This is a genomic window from Paraburkholderia metrosideri (assembly GCF_904848625.1).
GTDB lineage: Bacteria > Pseudomonadota > Gammaproteobacteria > Burkholderiales > Burkholderiaceae > Paraburkholderia > Paraburkholderia metrosideri.
The window spans coordinates 336,911-355,081 of sequence record NZ_CAJHCP010000005.1; the positions used below are offsets into that span (position 1 = coordinate 336,911).

Sequence of the window (18,171 nt, forward strand, 5' to 3'; positions counted from 1 at the left end):
ATCGGGCCGGCGGACCGCATCGTCGCTTCAGTCGGATGCGTGCCAAACGTGCTTTTCTCGCCTGACTTCGTGTTCGAACTTGAACCTGTGCATCGACGAATGAATCGTAGGCGCCGTGACTTAGCGGGAAATGAGGGACGTGCGCAGCACGCCGATGGCCACTCATTCTTCGCTAATTCTTGTTCTTTACCGTGAACTTCATCGCAGAGAACGCCTGCCTCACCGAATGACAAAAAACAGATCTGGAGGGAAATATCATGAAATCGCTGATCCAAACCGCTGCCATTGCAGTAGCCCTTGTGTTTCCGATTGCTTCTTTCGCGCAGTCGAATGAATCGGCGAGGCCTGCGCAAATGCAGGTTCAACTCGCACCGCTCGAGCAGACCGGGTATAACACTACCGTTGACCAGGCGGGTGAGCGCGCGGAAATTCAGATTGCCGGGACGAGTCCCGACCAGCCAGGCGACGCATCCGCTGGGTATGGCGTCGTCGTTGACAGCGCGTCTCAAAGCAGTGCCGGGATTCATTCCCTATACGACGTCGGCCTGAAGTCGATTTACATCAAGCATTGAGCGGTAGTTAGACCAGACCGATTGACCATCGCTCGTTGAAACGACGGCAAGGGTGATGCGCCTTTGCCGTCGTTTCATTGCAATAAAGCGTCTGGCCGCGAGTGAGTCGTCTCAAGAACATGCCCGTCTCTCGCGTTGCGCTGAGTGTCCCGGCATCCACGAATCGTCCATTCGACGAAATACTTTCTCTGGGTCTCTATGTTCAAGTCTCTAAGAAACCAGCTTGTCCTCGCGCTCTGCGTGCTGGCCAGCGTCGTCGGCGTGGTGCAGGGCGTCAGCTCGTATCAACTGTCGAAAGCAGGTATGAGCGCGTTGCTCGACCTTCGGCTCGAACAGGTCGCCAGCCGCATGCGCGGCGGCTTCGCGGATTCGCTGCCCGTGATTCCAGCGCGCGGTTCGCAGCCGGTACGCGACATTGTCATCACGATATGGAAGGACGATCAGGCCGCGCCTTACCGGTCGACTGAACCGTCGCTGGCGCTGCCGCGCGACGCCGCGGCGGGTTTCGTGACGACAGCGGTTGACGGCGAAGCGTGGCGCATCTACACGCTGCGTGAGTCGTCGATGGTGATTCAGGTCGCGCAACGCTCGGCGGTACGGCGCGAGCTTGCGCAAGAACGTGCAGTCAGTACGCTTTGGCCAATGATCGTGCTGGTGCCGTTGCTGTGGATCGCCGTGCTGCTTGTCGTGCGCCGCTCGTTGCGCAAGTTGAATCGACTGGGTGCGCAAGTGCAGGAGATCGACGTCAGCCATTTTCAGCAATTGTCCACGTCGGGCGTACCGATCGAGATACGTCCGTTCATCAACTCGATCAATCTGATGATCAATCGGCTCGCGCAATCTATCGAGTCGGAGCGAAAGTTTATTTCCGACGCCGCGCACGAACTGCGCACGCCACTCACCGCGCTTCAATTGCAAGCGGACAATCTGCAGCCGCATATCGCACCCAGCAATCAGGAGCGCTTTCGTGAACTGCGGGGCGGCATTACGCGCAGCGGCGGTCTGATCGCGCAACTCCTCAGGCTTGCGCGTGCCGATGCGACGTTGCAGGCAGATATGCTGACGCGCGTAGATGTGGCCGCCGTGGTCGTTGACACTGTGGCCGAAGTATTGCCGATCGCGATGAAGCGCGGCATCGATATCGGCGCTGACGAAATGGCCGGTGCGTTTGTGCTCGCGGTCGAGGCCGATATCGGCATCGCCGTGCGCAATCTGGTTAGCAACGCGGTCCGCTACACCCAGGATGGCGGCAAAGTGGATCTGAGTGTGCAGGTACGCGAGGACATGGTGTGGATCAACGTGACCGACACAGGGCCCGGGATTGCGGAAGAACTGCTGCCACGGGTATTCGACCGCTTCTTTCGAGCGAATACGCAGATCGAGGGTAGCGGCCTGGGGCTGTCCATCGTGACGGCGATCGCGAATAAATACGGCGGCATGGCGAGTCTTCGAAATCGTCAGGATGGGCCGTCGGGCATCGTCGCGTCGATCGGATTTCCGTTGGCGTCTTCTGACTCGTGAACCAATCAATGCGCTTCTAATTCGCTGTGTATGGCTGAACGCGTCTCTACTCGATGCACATCGTGCGTGACGAACCCATGCTCACGGCTCGGAATATCGAACCAGTCACGATGCGCGAGTGAGTTGCGACAGTCTTCGAGTCCCGTCTGCCAATGCTCGCGCATTGTGTCCACACTAAACTCGTAATCCTTCGAGTTACCTTCGTACGGCTTGTTCTTGTATATCAGATGCACGACGTTGATCGAGCTGCCGTCCGCGGCCGCTTCGGCGATGCGGAAGATCGGATCGGTTTTCGCGACACTCTCTGGTACGTGCTTGAGCACTTCCTTGAGAAGGCGCGCGTGCTTTTGCCGGTCGGCGAGCAAGTCAGTGATCGCGCGCGTGCGGCTCGAGTACTGGATGTCCTTGGTGCGCTCGGAAATGTCGAGAAAATCAGCCGGTGTCTTGCCACGCGAACTCCACAGATCGACCTGAAAAATCAGCGAAATCTTGTGCTCGGCCTCGGCGAGGATTTCGGTGAGCGGGGTATTCGACACGAGGCCGCCGTCCCAGTAGTATTCGCCGTCGATCTCGATAGCCGGAAAGCCCGGTGGCAAAGCCCCCGACGCCATAAAATGCTCGGGCACGAGGCGAATCCTGGTGTTGTCGAAATAGACCAGATTTCCCGTGCGCACATTCACCGCTCCCACTGACACGCGAATCGGGCCGTCGTTGATGCGATCGATGTCGGCGTATTTCAGCAGGGTCGCCTTGAGCGCCGTGGTGTCGTAATAGCTGACGCGGGCGGGATCGAGCCTGTCGAGCCCTGCAAGTGGCAGTGGGAAGCGCGGCACGAAGAAGCCTGGCTGGCCTTCCGCCAGCGCCCGCGCCGCGGCCCAGTTGCTGGCGCACTTGCGCACCAGTTCGTTCAGACCCGCATACGGCAACGTCCATGCACCGACATTTGCGATCCAGTCGCGCGGCCGGCAAATTGCATTCCAGAAGCCGTGCAGCGCTTCTACGCGGTTCTCCGGCGCATTGCCCGCGATGATCGCCGTATTCAGCGCGCCGATCGACACGCCCGCAATCCAGTTCGGTTCGATGTGCGCTTCGACGAGACTTTCGACGACGCCAGCCTGGTACGAGCCCAGCGCGCCACCGCCCTGCAGAACGAGTGCGACTTCGTCGTAGCGCGGCAGCGCGAACTCATCGGACGGCCGGCGGATTTCTTTTAGTTCATTGCGCATGGGACACCCTTATTTCATCGCCCAGCCGTGGCTGACGACGATCGACTGGCCCGTCAGCGCAGACGATTCGAAACCCGCGAGAAAGGCCACCGTATTCGCGACGTCTTCAACGGTAGTGAATTCGCCGTCGACGGTTTCCTTCAGCATGACGTTCTTCACGACCTCCTGCTCAGAGATGCCGAGTTCTTTCGCCTGTTCGGGGATCTGCTTTTCAACGAGTGGCGTGCGCACGAAACCCGGACACACGACGTTGGCGCGTACTCCACGCGCGCCACCTTCCTTGGCGACGACGCGAGCGAGACCGAGCAGCCCATGCTTCGCCGTGACGTACGCCGACTTCAGCTTCGATGCTTCATGCGAGTGAACCGAGCCCATATAGATGATCGAGCCGCCGCGCTTGCTGTCGTACATATGTCTGATAGCTGCCTTCGTAGTCAGGAAGGCGCCATCGAGGTGGATGGCAAGCATCTTCTTCCAGTCGGCGAATGCGTACGCATCGATTGGCGCGACGATCTGAATACCCGCGTTCGACACCAGCACGTCGATGCTGCCGAGTTCCTTCACTGTGCGCCCAATACCTGCATTCACGGCTTCCTCGTTCGTCACGTCCATCGAAACGGCAATCGCCTTGCCGCCGCTTTCGACGATGCTCGACGCGACTTTCTGCGCCTGCTCCAGATTCAGATCCGCAATGACGACGGCCGCGCCGAGGCTCGCGAGCTTGCGCGCGCATTGTTCGCCGATACCGCTTGCTGCGCCCGTCACGAGCGCGACTTTGTTTTGCAAAGACATGGTGATTCCCGGTAAGTCGATCAGACGGCGTGGAGGGCGGCTTCGCGCGCGTGCTTCGCGTGTTGCGTATTCTGCGCGAGATAGTCGAAGGCCACTTCGCCAATATCGAGCGTGAGATTGGCAATGACGTGGCGCGCCGCCACGACGCGCTTCACGGGCAGATCGGCAACGGGTGCGAGTGCGTGAGCGTGTAGTTCGAGCGCGGCGGGGCCGCTCCATGCGCCAAGCACCGTGACGTCGCGCAGAAAGAAGCGCACGAGTTCGCAAATGCGCGCGCTGCCGTCGACGTGCGGAATCACTTTGAGCAGATAGTTGGGCGTATCGGCGAGCTTCGCGCGTTCCCCCTCGAGATCGAGCGCGCTGTGCTTGTAGCCCATGGTGCCCGTCGCCACGCGTTGCGTGCCGTAGTCGAGCGTGCCGAGCAGCGTGTCGTTGCCGTCGACGCTGAGCGTCGGGTGCGCGAGTTTTTTCGGAAAGCCCCAGATTTCGCGCCCGCCAGCAATCGGACCTTCGTCGTCGAGGTACATCGAGTGAGTGTAGTTCGCGAGACGCCCATCCATGTCGCGTACGGAAATCACCTGACCACTTTCCGTGTAATCGCCGAAACCCGACGAGTCCGGCATGCGGATGAATTCATAGTGGATGAGCGCGTTCTCTGGCCGCAGCGGCTCCGGCACGATGGCGCGCAGCGCGTCCATATCGGTTTCGTAGGAAATGATGAAATATTCGCGATTGCAGAAGCGGAACGGCGGACGGGGGTAGGCCGGATTGTGAAACGGCATTGCGTAGGCGGACTGACGGATGGTATTGATGTCCATGGCGTTTCTTCATGTCTGATGGAAGGGAACCGCCCGCGACGCGCCGTTTCCGGCGCCGTGCGTGAGAGGTGTCGCGGCAGACATGTTGAGCCATCAGTGTTAGCGGAAAATTATGCAATCTCGCGCGGCAACACCAGGAAGCTCGGGGCCGATTCGTCCCCCCCGTGCATTACACTGCCGTCGCCCACCCTCTGCGCCAACCTGAAACAACGCACACCATGACCGCAATCACGCCGCACACGATCAGCGTTCCACCCAGCGCTTGAGTCCACGCCGTCGCCATCATTCCCGCACCGATCATCAGGTAGTACAACAATCCAAATAGCGCCCCTGCCGTGCCGAGTTTATCTTTGTAAGCGGCAAGCGCATGGCCGAGCACGTTAGGAATAGCGACACCAAACGCAACCACCACCAGCAGCATCGGCACGAGAAACCACGGGCTGTTCTGCAAGGCTGCCACACCGAGCGCGCTTGCCAGCATCAATACGCTTGCTATCCGGAGCATATGTTCACCTCCGCTGCCTGCTTTAAGCTGCTGCCGATTGAGCCACGCTCCAAGCGATGCGCCCAGAGCCAATAATGCCCCGCTGTAGCCGTACATGTCGGGATCAAGATGGAGTCGCTGGAACACGAATGGGCCGAGATCGTAATAGCTATACAGCGCGACATTGAACACTGCGACCAACAGCGCGGAGCGCCAGACGAGCCTATCTCGAAGCATCAGTTTCAGCGTATCCGAAAGCGGCTCAGCCGCATGACGCGGCAGATGAGTCTTCGGCAGCGCGGCCACGGTCCAGGCAATCAGCACGGAGGACAGCACGAATAGCGCGGCCACCACGCCCTTGTAGCCGAACGCCTGCACCAGCGCCGCGCCCGCGAACAATCCGATAGCCGGACTGGCGGCGAGTACCATGCCCACTACCGAAAAGATTCTGGCCAGTTCTGCGCCGGCATACCGGTCCCTGAGCACCGTTTGCGTGACGACCGAGCCGACCGCCGCCCCGAAAGCAGCAACAGCCTGCGAGAGCAATAATCCGTCGAATGTGGTGACGGCAAAAGCGGCACAGCAGGCCAGCGCATACACGAACAGTCCGCACAACATCGCCGGCTTGCGGCCGATCTGGTCGCACGCGCGTCCCCAGACGAATACGCCGACCGCGAAGGCGGCGAAGTAAACCGTCAGGGCCTGGCTCGCGGCTTCGGGAGGAACTGAAAACGCCCGCGCGAAATCGGCCAACGCCGGACTAAACAGCGTCTGGGCCATTTGCGGAAACATCAGCAGCGCGATGGATAGCGGCAGCAGACCTCTCGTTTGCACGGCATTGTCCTCCTGAAGAAAGACGCCATGATCGATCGTTTTCGCCAGTCCGGTTACAGATTCTTGGACAGAAAATGTGTGAAATGGGACAATGATTTGCATGCCCTATCTCGACGTCACCGGCACGTTCGACCCCGACTCCTTCGAGGCCGAAGTCATTGGTCTTGCCACGTCGCTGGGTGATCACGATTCAGGCTCGCATCTGCATCAGCGGGGGCAATTGCTGTATGCACGGCGAGGTTGCATCCGCATCACACTGGCCGACCGCTTGTGCCTGCTGCCGCCATCGCGCGCCGTTTGGATTCCACCGCAGACGGCGCATCGTGCGGTGATGCAGCAAACAGTCGATTACCGGTCGCTGTGGTTCAGGCCAGACCTGAGTGCCTCGCTACCGGAAGATGTGCGTGTAATCGACGTCCGGCCGTTGTTGCGCGCGGTCCTTGAGTCGATTGCATTGGCGGATTTTCACGAAGACTGGCGCGGCGGGCGGCACGCGCACTTGCTCGGACTTTGCATTCACGAGATATGCGGCGCACCACAAGAGGCGATGTTGCTTCCGTTACCCTCCGATCGACGCCTCGCCAGCTTGACCGCTCATCTGGATCGAATGCCACCGGAATTGCAGGTGCTGGAGGCGGCGGTTGGGGCCAGCGGCAAGACCATCACGCGCATCTTCCAGAAGGAGACCGGGATGGGTTATCAACAGTGGCGTCAGCAATGGCGTCTGATGCGAGCGATAGAACTACTGGCCACCGGACATAGCATCACCTACACGGCGGCGGAACTGGAGTTCTCGAGCGATAGCGTTTTCATCGCTTTCTTTCGAACCATGCTCGGCTGCACTCCCGGGTCATATCTTCATCGCTCTCAGCAGGTCTAGTCTTCTCCAGGAATCCCGCTCAACAAGATGCCTTTGTGCAAGTCATTACCGCCTGTTCGCGCTGAGCAAACCACGTCCTCCCGCAAACGTCATCAATGAGTGTCCTATTCGTCTTTGGTTCTCCGAGGACTGCTGTGGTTGACCTAATGGCATAGGTGCAAGCCTGTCGTCGGACCAGATTGCGTTAAAGGCGATTTTGGCGGCATAAAGACCGCTCACGGCAGCAGATCGGACTTTGCGATCTCGACTATCCAGTCGACAAACACTTTGACCGCAGCGGTGGCATTTCGCCCGTCCGGATAAAGAATGGAGATGGGCACAGGCGAACATCTTGTCTCTGTCAGCACCTCTTTCAATCGCCCGCTCTGGAGATAGGGAAAAGCAGCGAACTCCGATAATTGGATCAGCCCCAGACCTTCAAGCCCACATTGCAGGTAGGCCTCGGTGTCGTTGACCGCAAACCGGCTAGTCATCGTCATGACAACCGCTTCGCCATCGACGTTAAAGCGCCAGTCCATGGGACGGCCCGTCGCATTCGAAATGTAGTTGATGATACGGTGCGTATGAAGTGCGCCAACGGAGTCAGGCTCGCCATGCTGACTGAGGTAGCGCGGCGATGCGCAGGTGATCCAGTTCAACTGACCGAGGCGACGTGCAACGAGTGTTGAGTCGATGAGTTCACCGGTGCGGATGACGCAGTCTATTCCGTCATAGATCAGATCGGCTGGACGATCACTGACACCGAGCATCAGTTCGATATCCGGAAAGCGCTCCTCGAATTCTCGCAGTCGTGGCACTACGATGGCCCGGCCAATCACGCCGGGCATATCCACCCGAACGCGTCCACGTGGATGCGTGACTTCTATCGACAGATCGTCTTCCGCTCTGGCAATCTCGGACAATATGGCCTGACACGACGCAAAGTAACGGGCGCCAGCGTCGGTCAGACTCAGTGTTCGTGTACTCCGCCTGAGCAAAGGTGTGCCAAGGTGCGCCTCAAGGTTCTTGATGATCGTCGTGACCGACGAACGAGGCATGGACAGCGTCTCTGCTGCCTTGCTGAAGCTTTGCGCCTCAACGACCCTGACCAGTACTGTCATTGCCTGAAGTTTGTCCATGAGCAGATCACGTAGCGGGTTCGTTGGCCGACATTTGCGAAAACCCTATCTTACTGCCCAGGCCGACCCAGATCTGGACAAAGCCGCCAGCAGGGCGGTTCGCTCATCCTGCATTCAGTATTCCTGCACGGCGAACAATGTCGCGGGCATCCGCCACTACACTGCGGATCATTGATGGGATGTTCCCTCGAGCGACACGCTAACCGGTTGCGAACGACTCATTCTTCGACGTTCTACTTTTCCTGCAGGGGTCAACACATGCATCACGATAAGGCTATTCTCGTTTTAGGCGCAGGCGAACTTGGTATGGCGGTACTGCGCAATCTCGTTCGACGCGTCGGCAAAGCACCAGGCGGGTCTATCTCGGTGCTGTTGCGCCCATCGACTCTGGCATCGACGAGTCCCGACAAACGGAAGGACATCGAGGAATTGCGCGCACTCGGCGTGGATATCGTGCCAGGTGATCTGGCCGCACAGTCGGTTGCCGCACTAGCCGATATCTTCGCCCGATTTGACACGGTTGTTTCCTGCACCGGATTCGTCGGTGGTCCGGGCGTACAGATGAAAATCGCGCGGGCGGCGTTGGACTCGGGTGTCCGACGGTACTTTCCGTGGCAATTCGGCGTGGACTACGACGTGATTGGCAAAGGTAGTGCGCAGGACCTGTTCGACGAGCAACTGGACGTGCGTGCGCTTCTGCGCTCGCAGCAAAAGACCGAATGGGTCATCGTATCGACGGGCATGTTCATGAGCTTCCTGTTCGAACCGACCTTCGGTGTCGTGGATATGGAAGGGAAAAGCGTGCACGCGCTGGGTAGTTGGGAAAACGCGGTCACGGTGACGACGTCGGAGGACATCGGTGCATTGACATCGGAGATTCTGCTTGCCGAGCCACGAATCGTGAATCAGGTCGTGCACGTCGCCGGCGATACGGTCACGTATCGCCGGCTGGCGGATGCGCTCGACACGCTGTTGAATCTCAAGCTGCATCGCACGGAGTGGAGCGTGCCGGCACTGAAACGGGAACTCGCTGAAGAGCCGAATGATCCGATACGGAAGTACCGGGTTGTCTTTGCCGAAGGGCGCGGTGTGGCATGGGACAAACAGCGCACATTCAATGCGCAGCGTGGCCTTGACGTTTGCAATCTGGAGGACTGGGTGGAGCAGAACCTGTCGGTCGATCAGCGCTCTGCTATCTGACAGGATTGTTGACTGTGCCGGACATTCAACACCTTTCGGGCGACGGATGTCCGCCCAGACGCGCCTAATATGCGGTTCTCGTTTGTTCTGTAAGGGCGGCTGTTGAGAAATCGACTGCGCGTGGCCGCTAGGGAACGTGAACGCTTTGAAAGCGCTGCCTGGATATTTAACCTGAAGCTAATCGCAGGGTTGCTGATCTCAAAGTTGCCCATCCAGAGGCAGCATAGTTTTTCTTTCCAGCCCGGCAAGTTCTTCTCATTTGTCGGCGCAGCTGGCAGCAACGATAGTGTGTCTACCGGCAACGCAATGCCGATTGAAGTTATCGATACGTCACACCTATCAAGGAGCCTGTCATGAAGCTGAAGAACAAAATCGCACTGATCACCGGTGGAACCTCGGGCATCGGCCTCGAAGCGGCCAAACTTTTTCAGAGCGAAGGGGCCACGGTCGTCGTAACGGGGACGAATGCTGAGCGCCTCGCCAATGCCGCCAGCGTTCTCGGTGAACGCGCGGTCACCCTGTCAGTCGATTTGCGCGACCCTGCCCAGATTGACAAGGCTGTCGCCGATATCGTCGAAACGTTTGGACGCATCGACGTGATCTTTGCGAATGCGGGAGCAGGTTCAACCAGACCACGGCGATGAATGCGTAACTCACTGCATAACTGATGAGATCGGGCCACAGGGTGGATAACGCGCGAAAGTCGTGACCAGTCGGCGGCTTAAATGCCAGAACCATAACGGTGATGATGACGGCGAAGATGCCGTCGGAAAGGGCATAGAAACGCGCCAGTCTGTCTTCGATTTTGGCCATGGCGTTAGCACCGCGAGAGTTCGTCGCCATATTATCCGGCCTTCAGCTAGCGGGGGAAGCGGCGGGTTGGCAGCGTCGAATGAAGTTTGATGTCACAGGGGGGCGGAGGTCCGCTGCGGGTCCGGATGCCGTGCGGCTCGCGGCGTATTGTTTATCCAGTTAAGGTCGGACCGGGTCGGGCCACGGACGGTCATTCAACCTGCAAACCGATAAAAGAATGATGAACCGCAGCGGTCGAAATATTCTTCGCCAATTGCTGAAGCATCGGCATCCCCGGGTAATGTGTAAATCCAAACATTCTCGACGGTGACTTCCGCTACCGTCAAACGAGTACTAACCCGAGCGACCAAGAGTCTGCGCGCTACCATTACGGCGATATACTGGGTCGAGTGTCCCAGGCGAGCCGCGATGGCAACGTCTGGAAAAACCGCGCATCGTGCACTAATGTTTCTGCATACGGAGTGGAAGGTTCGCTTCCCTAGGCTGAGCCTTTAGTATGGCTTACGTCGGTGCATTAACGGCGGCGCACTCGTGAAGCGATTTCTGACCCATTTTTTCCTCACTGTGGCGTTCGGAGCATGCTTGCCGCTACCGGCGGCGGTTGCGCGGGCGCCGCTTGGCTTCAAAGCGGCCGAGGTTGGCAACGCGGGCGAGGCCCAACCGGGCCACCGGGCGGCTGTCCCGATGCAAGTCGCGGCCAGTGGTTCGACGGATCTGCACGCTTTGGTGATGTTTGTGCCCGACACCACCAAACCGTTTTCGTCTCCCGCAAATTTCCCGTGAGCGACGACATCGTGGTCAACCGCCACCCGCCACCCGCCACCCGCCAGCACGGCATCCAGTCATCAGCGGGCAAGCCATGAACACAATACTTAAGTGCATCAGTCGAAGCGCTATCGTAGCCGTGTCATTGTCCATGCTCACGGTGTTGGCCCATGCCGCCGGCATTAAGGTGATGAGCGATAGCCCCCTCGAGCCTGCGTTGACCAAGGTGGTCGATCTTTATCGCCAGCAGACCCATAACCAGGTCAGTCTGGTGTTCGACCCTTCGCCCGCCGTGAAAAAAAGGATAGACGACGGCGAAGCGGTCGACGTCGTTATCGTTCAGCCGGACTTTGCTGAGGACCTGACGAAATCGGGCAAGGCGAGTGCCGGCGACAGACCGATCATCGCTCACGTTGGCGTCGGCCTCGGTAACCGCAAGGACAGTCCGGCATACGATATTTCAACGGTTGAAAAATTCAGGACCACGTTGCTTGGCGCCGACCTCCTTGTCTTTAACAGCGTTAAGTCGGGACAGGCCTTTGCAAGCATCCTGGATCAGCTGGGAATCGCAGAAACACTCAAGCCGAAGATCGTACGCACGACGCCCAATGGGATTTTTGAGCCTGTGCTAAAAGGCAGCGGCAACGAGATGGTGGCGGGTACGATACCGCTCATCGCGACGACACCCGGCATCAAGCTTCTTGGCCCGCTTCCGGGTGATCTCCAGAGTACTCTCACGTATACCGCTGTGGTCATGGCAAACACTTCACAGCGCGACACGGCCGAGGGCTTCATCAAGTTCCTGATGTCTCCGGGGGCCAAGGAAACTTTCGCCGCAAACGGTGCGAGGTGAATTGACAGGCCGCCGAATCGTTCAGCGATTGGGGTTGGTTCCACCTTGTCGCGGCGAGAGATGGGAAGGGTCTTGCACCAGGCGGCGGCTTTAGTACGTCGGCAAGCCCAGCCGCCGTGGCCACCGCGCCCGCATCGGCGGCGCGCCCGGCCGGGCTGTCTGCACCCACGCTGTAGGCGCAAACAGACTGTCTCTGGAGTCGAAAATTATGGCTGATAAGCGGAAGAAAACTGACGACGTGGTCGAGCAGGACGCCTTGTCGAACAAAGCTTATGAAAAAGAACTCGCGCGCCTGCACGTGGAACTGGTCAAGCTGCAGGAGTGGGTCGTGCAAACCGGCACCAAGATCTGCATCGTCTTCGAGGGACGCGATGGCGCGGGCAAAGGCGGCACGATCAAGGCGATCACCGAGCGCGTGAGTCCGCGCATCTTCCGTGTCGTTGCGTTGCCGGCGCCAACCGAGCGCGAGAAAAGCCAGATGTATGTGCAGCGCTATCTGCCGCATCTGCCCGCTGCGGGCGAGGTCGTGCTGTTCGATCGCAGCTGGTACAACCGCGCAGGCGTCGAACGCGTAATGGGCTTCTGTACCGAAGAGCAGGCCACGGAATTCCTGAGAGGAGTTCCGCTGGTGGAGCGGGCGATCGTTCAGTCCGGCGTCATTCTGCTCAAGTACTGGCTCGAAGTCAGCGAAGAAGAGCAGACCCGCAGGCTCGAAGCGCGCATCAAGGACGAACGGAAAATCTGGAAACTGTCGAAGATGGATCTTGTTTCGTATAGCCGCTGGTACGACTATTCCCGTGCGCGCGACGATATGTTCAAGGCCACCGATACAGACGTCGCACCCTGGTTCGTCGCCGACTCCAACAATAAAAAACGTGTGCGCTTGAACATCATCAGTCATCTGCTGGGCAGCGTGCCCTATAAAGCAATGCCACGCGAGAAGATCACGCTGCCGAAGCGGCAAAAATCCGACGGCTACGTTGAACCGGACTACCCGCACAGAGTGGTCCCGCAGAAGTTCTGATCTGGCTAATGGCGTATTCGTGCTGGCAAGGGTCAATCACCCGCAGCGAGATGCAGCTCTCGCCGATCATCTCAACAGGCCCAGGACCGAAGATGACTAACGAAACGCCGAACCATTCCACAGGCAGGCAGTTTCTTCTGATGCCGGAATGGATTCGTCATTACGAGAAGTCCTGGGCAAAACCGGATCTGATCGCCGGCTTGACGGCGGCGGCTGTCGTGATTCCGAAGGCGCTCGCCTACGCAACGGTGGCGGGATTGCCGGTGCAGGTCGGGCTCTATACGGCTTTCGTGCCGATGCTGATTTATGCATGCCTGGGGACATCGAGGCCCTTGAGCGTCAGCACGACCACCACGCTGGCCATCCTCGTAGCGGCAGGAATCGGCGAGGCCGTGCCTGACGGGAATGAGGCTGGCCTGATCACCGCAACGGCGACGCTGACGCTGATGGTCGGCGCGATCCTGACGCTTGCGTCGGCATTGCGACTCGGCTTTGTGGCGAACTTTATTTCCGAGCCGGTGTTGATCGGCTTCAAGGCGGGCATTGCCGTGGTCATTGTCGTCGATCAGATTCCCAAACTTCTCGGCATTCATTTTCCCAAGGGTTCGTTTGCACACAATCTACTGGCAATTTTTCAGGCTTTGCCGCATGCATCGCTTCTGACCATTCTTGTCGGCGCGTTGACGTTAGTCGTACTCGTGGGACTGGAACATTTCTTCCCGCGCGTTCCCGCACCGCTCATTGCCGTGGCCGGCGCGATCGCAGGGGCGAGCCTGTTCGGCCTGGCCGCGCGCGGCGTGGGCACCGTGGGTCATATTCCAACGGGTTTGCCTGCGATCACCTTGCCGGACTTTTCGCTAATGGCCGTCCTCTGGCCCGTTGCTTTGGGCACGGCACTGATGAGCTTTACCGAAACCATTGCAGCGGGGCGCGCGTTCGTTCGCGATGGTGAGCCCACGCCGGGCGCGAATCGGGAGCTACTCGCCACGGGGATGGCCAACCTCGGTGGTTCGCTGTTCGGCGCAATGCCTGGCGGCGGTGGCACGACGCAAACGGCGGTCAATCGCAGCGCGGGCGCTCGCAGTCAGGCTGCGCAATGCGTGACTGCGGCCGCCGCATTGGGCGTCATGCTATTGCTGGCGCCGCTCATCGGATTGATTCCGCATGCAACGCTCGCGGCCGTTGTCATCGTCTATTCGATCGGCCTGTTCAACCCCGCCGAATTTCGCGCGATTCTCGCGGTACGTCGTACGGAACTGGTCTGGGCGCTGGTCGCGCTGGCGGGCGTCGTTCTGTTGGGTACGTTGCAGGGGATTCTGGTTGCGATCGTGGTGTCGCTGATTGCGCTTGCCTATCAGGTGTCGGATCCGCCGGTACATGAACTGGTACGCAAACGTGGCACGAACGTATTTCGCCCGATCTCCGCGGAACGTTCAGATGACGAATCGTTTCCCGGCCTGCTGATGTTGCGGCCAGAAGGCCGCATCTTTTTCGCCAACGCAGACAACGTCGCGTTGAAGATCCGTCAGCACATTGCGAAGGAAAAGCCCGCGATCGTGGTGCTGGATCTGAGCGGCGTCTTCGATATCGAATACACGGCATTGCGGATGTTGATCGACGCCGAAAAGAAAATGCACGACGCCAGCATGGTGCTGTGGCTCGCGGCCCTCAATCCGGGCGTTCTGGCGATGGTGCAGCGCTCGCCGCTTGCAATGCAGTTGGGCCGCGAACGAATGTTTTACAACCTCGAACAGGTCGTCGCGCGATATGACGCGGGCCGGCGGCACGAAGGCGTCTGACGGCGTGCCCCACGGCGTAAGGAGTACGCACGGTGATCGAGCTTTTTATCACCGTGCGTGGTTTTCCGGGTTGTCTCAGCGACCGTTGCAGCTTTCAAAGCGGCGGTTCAGGATCTGACCGACTGAGGGCCCGGGCGGCGTCGTTCTTCGCGACTCCGCAGCGTGGCAACGCGAGGTGCTTTTCGTATATCGGCTCAGCCTCAACAGCATCAAACGCCATCTACTGCCGTTGAGACGTTTCAACCCGTTCGCTCGCAGCAACGTCGCCACATGCATTTATCCATCTGTCGATCGCGTGACAGTTTCCCACGCGTCAAATTCTGCGCTGAGTAACGAGAACTTTTCGCGGACCAAACCGAGCGCATCACTGCCCAGCAGAAGATGGGATGGCGGCTCATCGCTTTCGATAGCGGACAGCATGGCACGCGCGGCCTTGACCGGATCCCCGAGCTGCCTGCCGCTTTTCTCTTCCCGTCCTTTTCTGATCGGGTCGAACAGAGGATCGTAGTCCTGGATCGAGCGCGGCGTTCGAACCATCGAACGACCGGCCCACTCAGTGCGAAAAGACCCCGGCGCTACTGCGGTCACGTGGATGCCGAATGGCTTGACCTCCTTGCCGAGGGCCTCGGAGATTCCTTCCAATGCGAATTTACTGCCGCAATAGTAGGCGATTCCCGGCATGGTGATAAATCCGCCCATCGATGTGATGTTGAGAATATGTCCGCGCCGCCGCTCACGCATATACGGCAACACACTCTTCATGACGGCAACAGCCCCGAACACATTCACGTCGAATTGCCGACGCATTTCCGCAAGCGGTGACTCCTCCATTACGCCCTCGTGACCGTAGCCTGCGTTGTTCACCAGCACGTCGAGAGGCCCGACGGTTGCCTCGATGTCGGCCACGACATGCTCGACAGACGCAAAGTCAGTCACGTCAAGTACGCGACCAAATGCACGGGTAGCGTCAAGCGCTTCGAACGCCTGCTTTGCCTGCTCGCTTCGTACCGTGCCGACGACCCGATATCCTGCGGCGAGCGCTTCTTCAGCCAGTGCGCGTCCGAAGCCGCTACTGACACCAGTGATAAGCATGGTTTTGGTTGAGGGCATGAAAAACACTCCAGGGCTGATTTGATTGATTGCATGTTATTCTGATAAAACGCTCGAAATCAGACCAAATTCTCTATTTTTATTGCCTATTTATATGAGCAAGGCGAGCCACACGGAAGCCAATGATCAACGTGTTTCAGCGGCCAGCGCACGTGAACAGCACCGCATGGTTGCGTTGCTTACCGCATTGGCGCCGCAGGAAGGCTACAACCTGACCGCGCTGCGCGATGTGCGGATCCTGCGTTCGGACAGGGCGTTGTCTCGTACGCCGGTGCTATACGATCCCGGCATCGTGATCGTCTGCCAGGGCACCAAGCGCGGTTTTTTTGGTGACCGGGTCTTTGTGTACGACGCGCAGCACTATCTGGCTGTCGCGGTGCCAGTACCCTTCACGATGGAGACTGACGCGACACCCGAGCGTCCGCTGCTCGCCGTTTATATGCACCTGGACTTTCAGGTAGCGGCGGAGCTCATTATTCAGGTGGACCGCCATGGGCTGAAGGCGTCAGATGACCCGCCGCAGACCATGATGTCGAGTCCGATGGATGCGGCGATGCGAGCGTCTGTACTGCGCTTTCTGGAAGCCATGAACCGGCCGCTCGACGCCGCAATCCTCGGCCCGGGACTAGTGCGTGAATTGTATTTCCGCGTTCTTACCGGCGAACAAGGCCACTCGATACGTGCAGCTTTAGCCATGCAGGGGAAATTCGGCAAGATCGGGCGAGCGCTTGAGCGCATCCACGCGACCTATGCGGGACCCCTAGACCTTCCGGAACTGGCAAGTCAGGCGGGGATGAGCGTGCCGACGTTCCACAGTCACTTCAAGGCCATCACGAGTACCTCGCCGATGCAGTACGTGAAATCCACTCGCTTGCATCAGGCTCGCCTGCTGATGGTGCGCCAGGGCATCACTGCTGAGGCGGCGTGTCACGCTGTCGGCTATGTCAGTCCCTCTCAATTCAACCGCGAATTCAAGCGACTCTTTGGCCTAACCCCTGCCGCCGAGGCGCAACGCCTGCGCGACAGCTTTGCGTTGCCGCCCGCGTTTCCAGAGTCACGGTTCGTTTCGTCACATTGAGGGGCAGGTGATTGCGACTCACAGGCACGCCTCTCGAGAGCGGATTCGTGCCACTCATTAGCGCTCCCAAAGCCTGCCTGATTGACCGCTTCGCTTGATGAGCGTTGGCCTGCTCGGTGGCCGAAGAGTCCGTCGTACTTCGGATGCGATCATTGGAATACAAATGAATCGATCGGCTGCTGAGGGTCGACCATCAAAACCGCTCGCTCCGGGTGCCCCGGCTATCGACCGTCAATTGAGGGAAGCTGTACGCCACAGTGTCTGCAATAGATTGCATCACGATCGTGCCCTTCGGTATGGCATTGCGGACACGCCCGGGCTGGCTCCTGCTTCTGTCGCATCGCTGTTACCACTTCTCCACCGACCATGCCCGCCGGGAACGCAATGACGCCGTAGCCGAGCAAAATGGCCAACGACGTGACGAGTTGCCCGAGCGGGGTCTTCGGATGAATGTCACCGTAGCCGGTGGTAGTCATGGTGACCACAGCCCAGTACATGCTGACCGGAATGCTCGTAAAGCCGTTCGACGGTCCCTCGACAAGATACATAACCGTGCCGAGTACCACGATTAGAATCAGCACCACACCGAGGAACACCATGATCCTGTGTCGACTCCTGACGAACGCGCGCCAGAGAGCCTGGGACTCGTCGAAGTACAGTGGCAGCTTCAGGATGCGGAAGATACGCAGCATGCGCAACAGTCTGACGTCGACGAGGACATGAAAACCCGGCAGGAGAATGGCCAGATAGGTTGGCAGGATCGAGAGGAGGTCGACGACACCGAAAAAGCTCAACGCATAGCGCAGCGGACGTTCCACGCAAATGAGCCGGAGAATGTATTCGGCGGTGAACAGCAGCGTAAAGAGCCACTCCAGGATCTCGAGGACTAACAATTCGCGAGCGCGAACAGCCGCGACGCTGTCCAGCATGACGACGGCGACGCTGAGTATGATTGCCGACAGCAGTACGGCATCGAAGCGTCGGCCGGCGTCCGTATCGGCTTCAACAACGATGGCGTAAAGGCGCTGCCGCCAACCATGATCAGGCCTGCCAAAGTCGCGTTTAAGTGGGCGGACGACGTTCATGAGTAAGGTCGAGTGTTTAGACAAGAGTAGTCGAATTGGGTCAATGCCATCGCTCGAAATGGTCGCACCCATTTCCGCAACTGACCTGTGCGGGTCGGCGAGCCACCATGATGAAGAGCACGTCTACGCCGCCATCTCGTAGTGGATGAAGCTCCTCTGGGCGCCGATAACCCACTCGTATTTCAAGCGGTGCAAGTAG

At 58.9% G+C, this 18,171-nt stretch carries 16 protein-coding genes and 1 pseudogene; 9 read left to right on the forward strand and 8 right to left on the reverse strand.

Annotated features, from left to right (window positions below; genetic code table 11):
* The first annotated feature begins 257 nt into the window (after nt 1–257).
* Nucleotides 258–572, forward strand: coding sequence for a hypothetical protein (locus tag LMG28727_RS12635; RefSeq protein WP_201642656.1), 315 nt, complete (start codon nt 258–260; stop codon nt 570–572).
* Nucleotides 573–770: 198 nt separating this feature from the next.
* Complete coding sequence (locus tag LMG28727_RS12640) at nt 771–2,093, forward strand: ATP-binding protein (RefSeq protein WP_201642657.1); 1,323 nt, start codon at nt 771–773, stop codon at nt 2,091–2,093.
* Between the two features lie 5 nt (nt 2,094–2,098).
* On the opposite strand, the gene LMG28727_RS12645 is transcribed toward LMG28727_RS12640, so the two are convergent.
* The 4 genes from LMG28727_RS12645 to LMG28727_RS12660 all read right to left on the reverse strand — a co-directional run bounded on the left by LMG28727_RS12645 (nt 2,099) and on the right by LMG28727_RS12660 (nt 6,247).
* Nucleotides 2,099–3,319, reverse strand: coding sequence for a DUF3734 domain-containing protein (locus LMG28727_RS12645; RefSeq protein WP_201642658.1), 1,221 nt, complete (start codon nt 3,317–3,319; stop codon nt 2,099–2,101).
* A gap of 9 nt (nt 3,320–3,328) precedes the next feature.
* A complete protein-coding gene (locus tag LMG28727_RS12650) occupies nt 3,329–4,111 on the reverse strand; it encodes a 3-hydroxybutyrate dehydrogenase (protein ID WP_201642659.1) in 783 nt (260 codons plus the stop codon).
* A 20-nt stretch (nt 4,112–4,131) separates the two neighbouring features.
* Entirely contained in the window at nt 4,132–4,929 is a 798-nt protein-coding gene (locus tag LMG28727_RS12655; RefSeq protein WP_201642660.1) for an acetoacetate decarboxylase, read from the reverse strand.
* Between the two features lie 169 nt (nt 4,930–5,098).
* On the reverse strand, nt 5,099–6,247 hold the full coding sequence (locus LMG28727_RS12660) for an MFS transporter (protein WP_201642661.1): 1,149 nt from the start codon (nt 6,245–6,247) through the stop codon (nt 5,099–5,101).
* 100 nt (nt 6,248–6,347) lie between these two features.
* On the opposite strand from LMG28727_RS12660, the gene LMG28727_RS12665 reads away from it, so the two are divergent.
* Entirely contained in the window at nt 6,348–7,127 is a 780-nt protein-coding gene (locus LMG28727_RS12665) for an AraC family transcriptional regulator (RefSeq protein ID WP_201642662.1), read from the forward strand.
* A 215-nt stretch (nt 7,128–7,342) separates the two neighbouring features.
* On the opposite strand, the gene LMG28727_RS12670 is transcribed toward LMG28727_RS12665, so the two are convergent.
* A complete protein-coding gene (locus LMG28727_RS12670; RefSeq protein ID WP_201642663.1) occupies nt 7,343–8,245 on the reverse strand; it encodes a LysR family transcriptional regulator in 903 nt (300 codons plus the stop codon).
* A 258-nt stretch (nt 8,246–8,503) separates the two neighbouring features.
* On the opposite strand from LMG28727_RS12670, the gene LMG28727_RS12675 reads away from it, so the two are divergent.
* Nucleotides 8,504–9,445, forward strand: coding sequence for an aromatic alcohol reductase (locus LMG28727_RS12675; protein ID WP_201642664.1), 942 nt, complete (start codon nt 8,504–8,506; stop codon nt 9,443–9,445).
* A gap of 353 nt (nt 9,446–9,798) precedes the next feature.
* Complete coding sequence (locus LMG28727_RS12680) at nt 9,799–10,089, forward strand: SDR family oxidoreductase (protein ID WP_201642665.1); 291 nt, start codon at nt 9,799–9,801, stop codon at nt 10,087–10,089.
* Nucleotides 10,090–10,096: 7 nt separating this feature from the next.
* On the opposite strand, the pseudogene LMG28727_RS34635 reads toward LMG28727_RS12680, so the two are convergent.
* A pseudogene (locus tag LMG28727_RS34635) lies at nt 10,097–10,288 on the reverse strand (TMEM175 family protein); the annotation flags it as partial.
* 886 nt (nt 10,289–11,174) lie between these two features.
* Between LMG28727_RS34635 and LMG28727_RS12690 the strand changes: the two are divergent.
* From LMG28727_RS12690 to LMG28727_RS12700, 3 genes are all read left to right on the forward strand, one after another.
* Nucleotides 11,175–11,876, forward strand: coding sequence for a molybdate ABC transporter substrate-binding protein (locus LMG28727_RS12690; protein WP_201642666.1), 702 nt, complete (start codon nt 11,175–11,177; stop codon nt 11,874–11,876).
* Between the two features lie 208 nt (nt 11,877–12,084).
* A complete protein-coding gene (gene ppk2 / locus LMG28727_RS12695; protein WP_201642667.1) occupies nt 12,085–12,900 on the forward strand; it encodes a polyphosphate kinase 2 in 816 nt (271 codons plus the stop codon).
* 92 nt (nt 12,901–12,992) lie between these two features.
* Nucleotides 12,993–14,699, forward strand: a complete 1,707-nt coding sequence (locus LMG28727_RS12700) for a SulP family inorganic anion transporter (RefSeq protein ID WP_236591776.1) — start codon at nt 12,993–12,995, stop codon at nt 14,697–14,699.
* A gap of 276 nt (nt 14,700–14,975) precedes the next feature.
* On the opposite strand, the gene LMG28727_RS12705 is transcribed toward LMG28727_RS12700, so the two are convergent.
* Complete coding sequence (locus LMG28727_RS12705; RefSeq protein WP_201642669.1) at nt 14,976–15,809, reverse strand: oxidoreductase; 834 nt, start codon at nt 15,807–15,809, stop codon at nt 14,976–14,978.
* Between the two features lie 166 nt (nt 15,810–15,975).
* Between LMG28727_RS12705 and LMG28727_RS12710 the strand changes: the two genes are divergently transcribed.
* The gene (locus LMG28727_RS12710; RefSeq protein WP_201642882.1) at nt 15,976–16,887 is read left to right on the forward strand and encodes an AraC family transcriptional regulator; all 912 of its coding nucleotides are present in this window, start codon (nt 15,976–15,978) and stop codon (nt 16,885–16,887) included.
* 221 nt (nt 16,888–17,108) lie between these two features.
* Here LMG28727_RS12710 and LMG28727_RS12715 read toward each other — a convergent pair whose 3' ends face one another.
* Nucleotides 17,109–17,972 (reverse strand): ion transporter, encoded by an 864-nt coding sequence (locus LMG28727_RS12715; RefSeq protein ID WP_201642670.1) that lies wholly within the window; start codon nt 17,970–17,972, stop codon nt 17,109–17,111.
* Nucleotides 17,973–18,171: the final 199 nt, after the last annotated feature.

What these genes read in the sequence shown, in the direction of transcription:
- LMG28727_RS12635 (WP_201642656.1), top strand. Translation starts at nt 258, where the DNA reads ATGAAATCGCTGATCCAAACCGCTGCCATTGCAGTAGCCCTTGTGTTT.
- LMG28727_RS12640 (WP_201642657.1), top strand. Translation starts at nt 771, where the DNA reads ATGTTCAAGTCTCTAAGAAACCAGCTTGTCCTCGCGCTCTGCGTGCTG.
- LMG28727_RS12645 (WP_201642658.1), bottom strand. Translation starts at nt 3,319, where the DNA reads ATGCGCAATGAACTAAAAGAAATCCGCCGGCCGTCCGATGAGTTCGCG.
- LMG28727_RS12650 (WP_201642659.1), bottom strand. Translation starts at nt 4,111, where the DNA reads ATGTCTTTGCAAAACAAAGTCGCGCTCGTGACGGGCGCAGCAAGCGGT.
- LMG28727_RS12655 (WP_201642660.1), bottom strand. Translation starts at nt 4,929, where the DNA reads ATGGACATCAATACCATCCGTCAGTCCGCCTACGCAATGCCGTTTCAC.
- LMG28727_RS12665 (WP_201642662.1), top strand. Translation starts at nt 6,348, where the DNA reads ATGCCCTATCTCGACGTCACCGGCACGTTCGACCCCGACTCCTTCGAG.
- LMG28727_RS12670 (WP_201642663.1), bottom strand. Translation starts at nt 8,245, where the DNA reads ATGGACAAACTTCAGGCAATGACAGTACTGGTCAGGGTCGTTGAGGCG.
- LMG28727_RS12675 (WP_201642664.1), top strand. Translation starts at nt 8,504, where the DNA reads ATGCATCACGATAAGGCTATTCTCGTTTTAGGCGCAGGCGAACTTGGT.
- LMG28727_RS12680 (WP_201642665.1), top strand. Translation starts at nt 9,799, where the DNA reads ATGAAGCTGAAGAACAAAATCGCACTGATCACCGGTGGAACCTCGGGC.
- LMG28727_RS12690 (WP_201642666.1), top strand. Translation starts at nt 11,175, where the DNA reads ATGCTCACGGTGTTGGCCCATGCCGCCGGCATTAAGGTGATGAGCGAT.
- ppk2 (WP_201642667.1), top strand. Translation starts at nt 12,085, where the DNA reads ATGGCTGATAAGCGGAAGAAAACTGACGACGTGGTCGAGCAGGACGCC.
- LMG28727_RS12700 (WP_236591776.1), top strand. Translation starts at nt 12,993, where the DNA reads ATGACTAACGAAACGCCGAACCATTCCACAGGCAGGCAGTTTCTTCTG.
- LMG28727_RS12705 (WP_201642669.1), bottom strand. Translation starts at nt 15,809, where the DNA reads ATGCCCTCAACCAAAACCATGCTTATCACTGGTGTCAGTAGCGGCTTC.
- LMG28727_RS12710 (WP_201642882.1), top strand. Translation starts at nt 15,976, where the DNA reads ATGGTTGCGTTGCTTACCGCATTGGCGCCGCAGGAAGGCTACAACCTG.
- LMG28727_RS12715 (WP_201642670.1), bottom strand. Translation starts at nt 17,972, where the DNA reads ATGAACGTCGTCCGCCCACTTAAACGCGACTTTGGCAGGCCTGATCAT.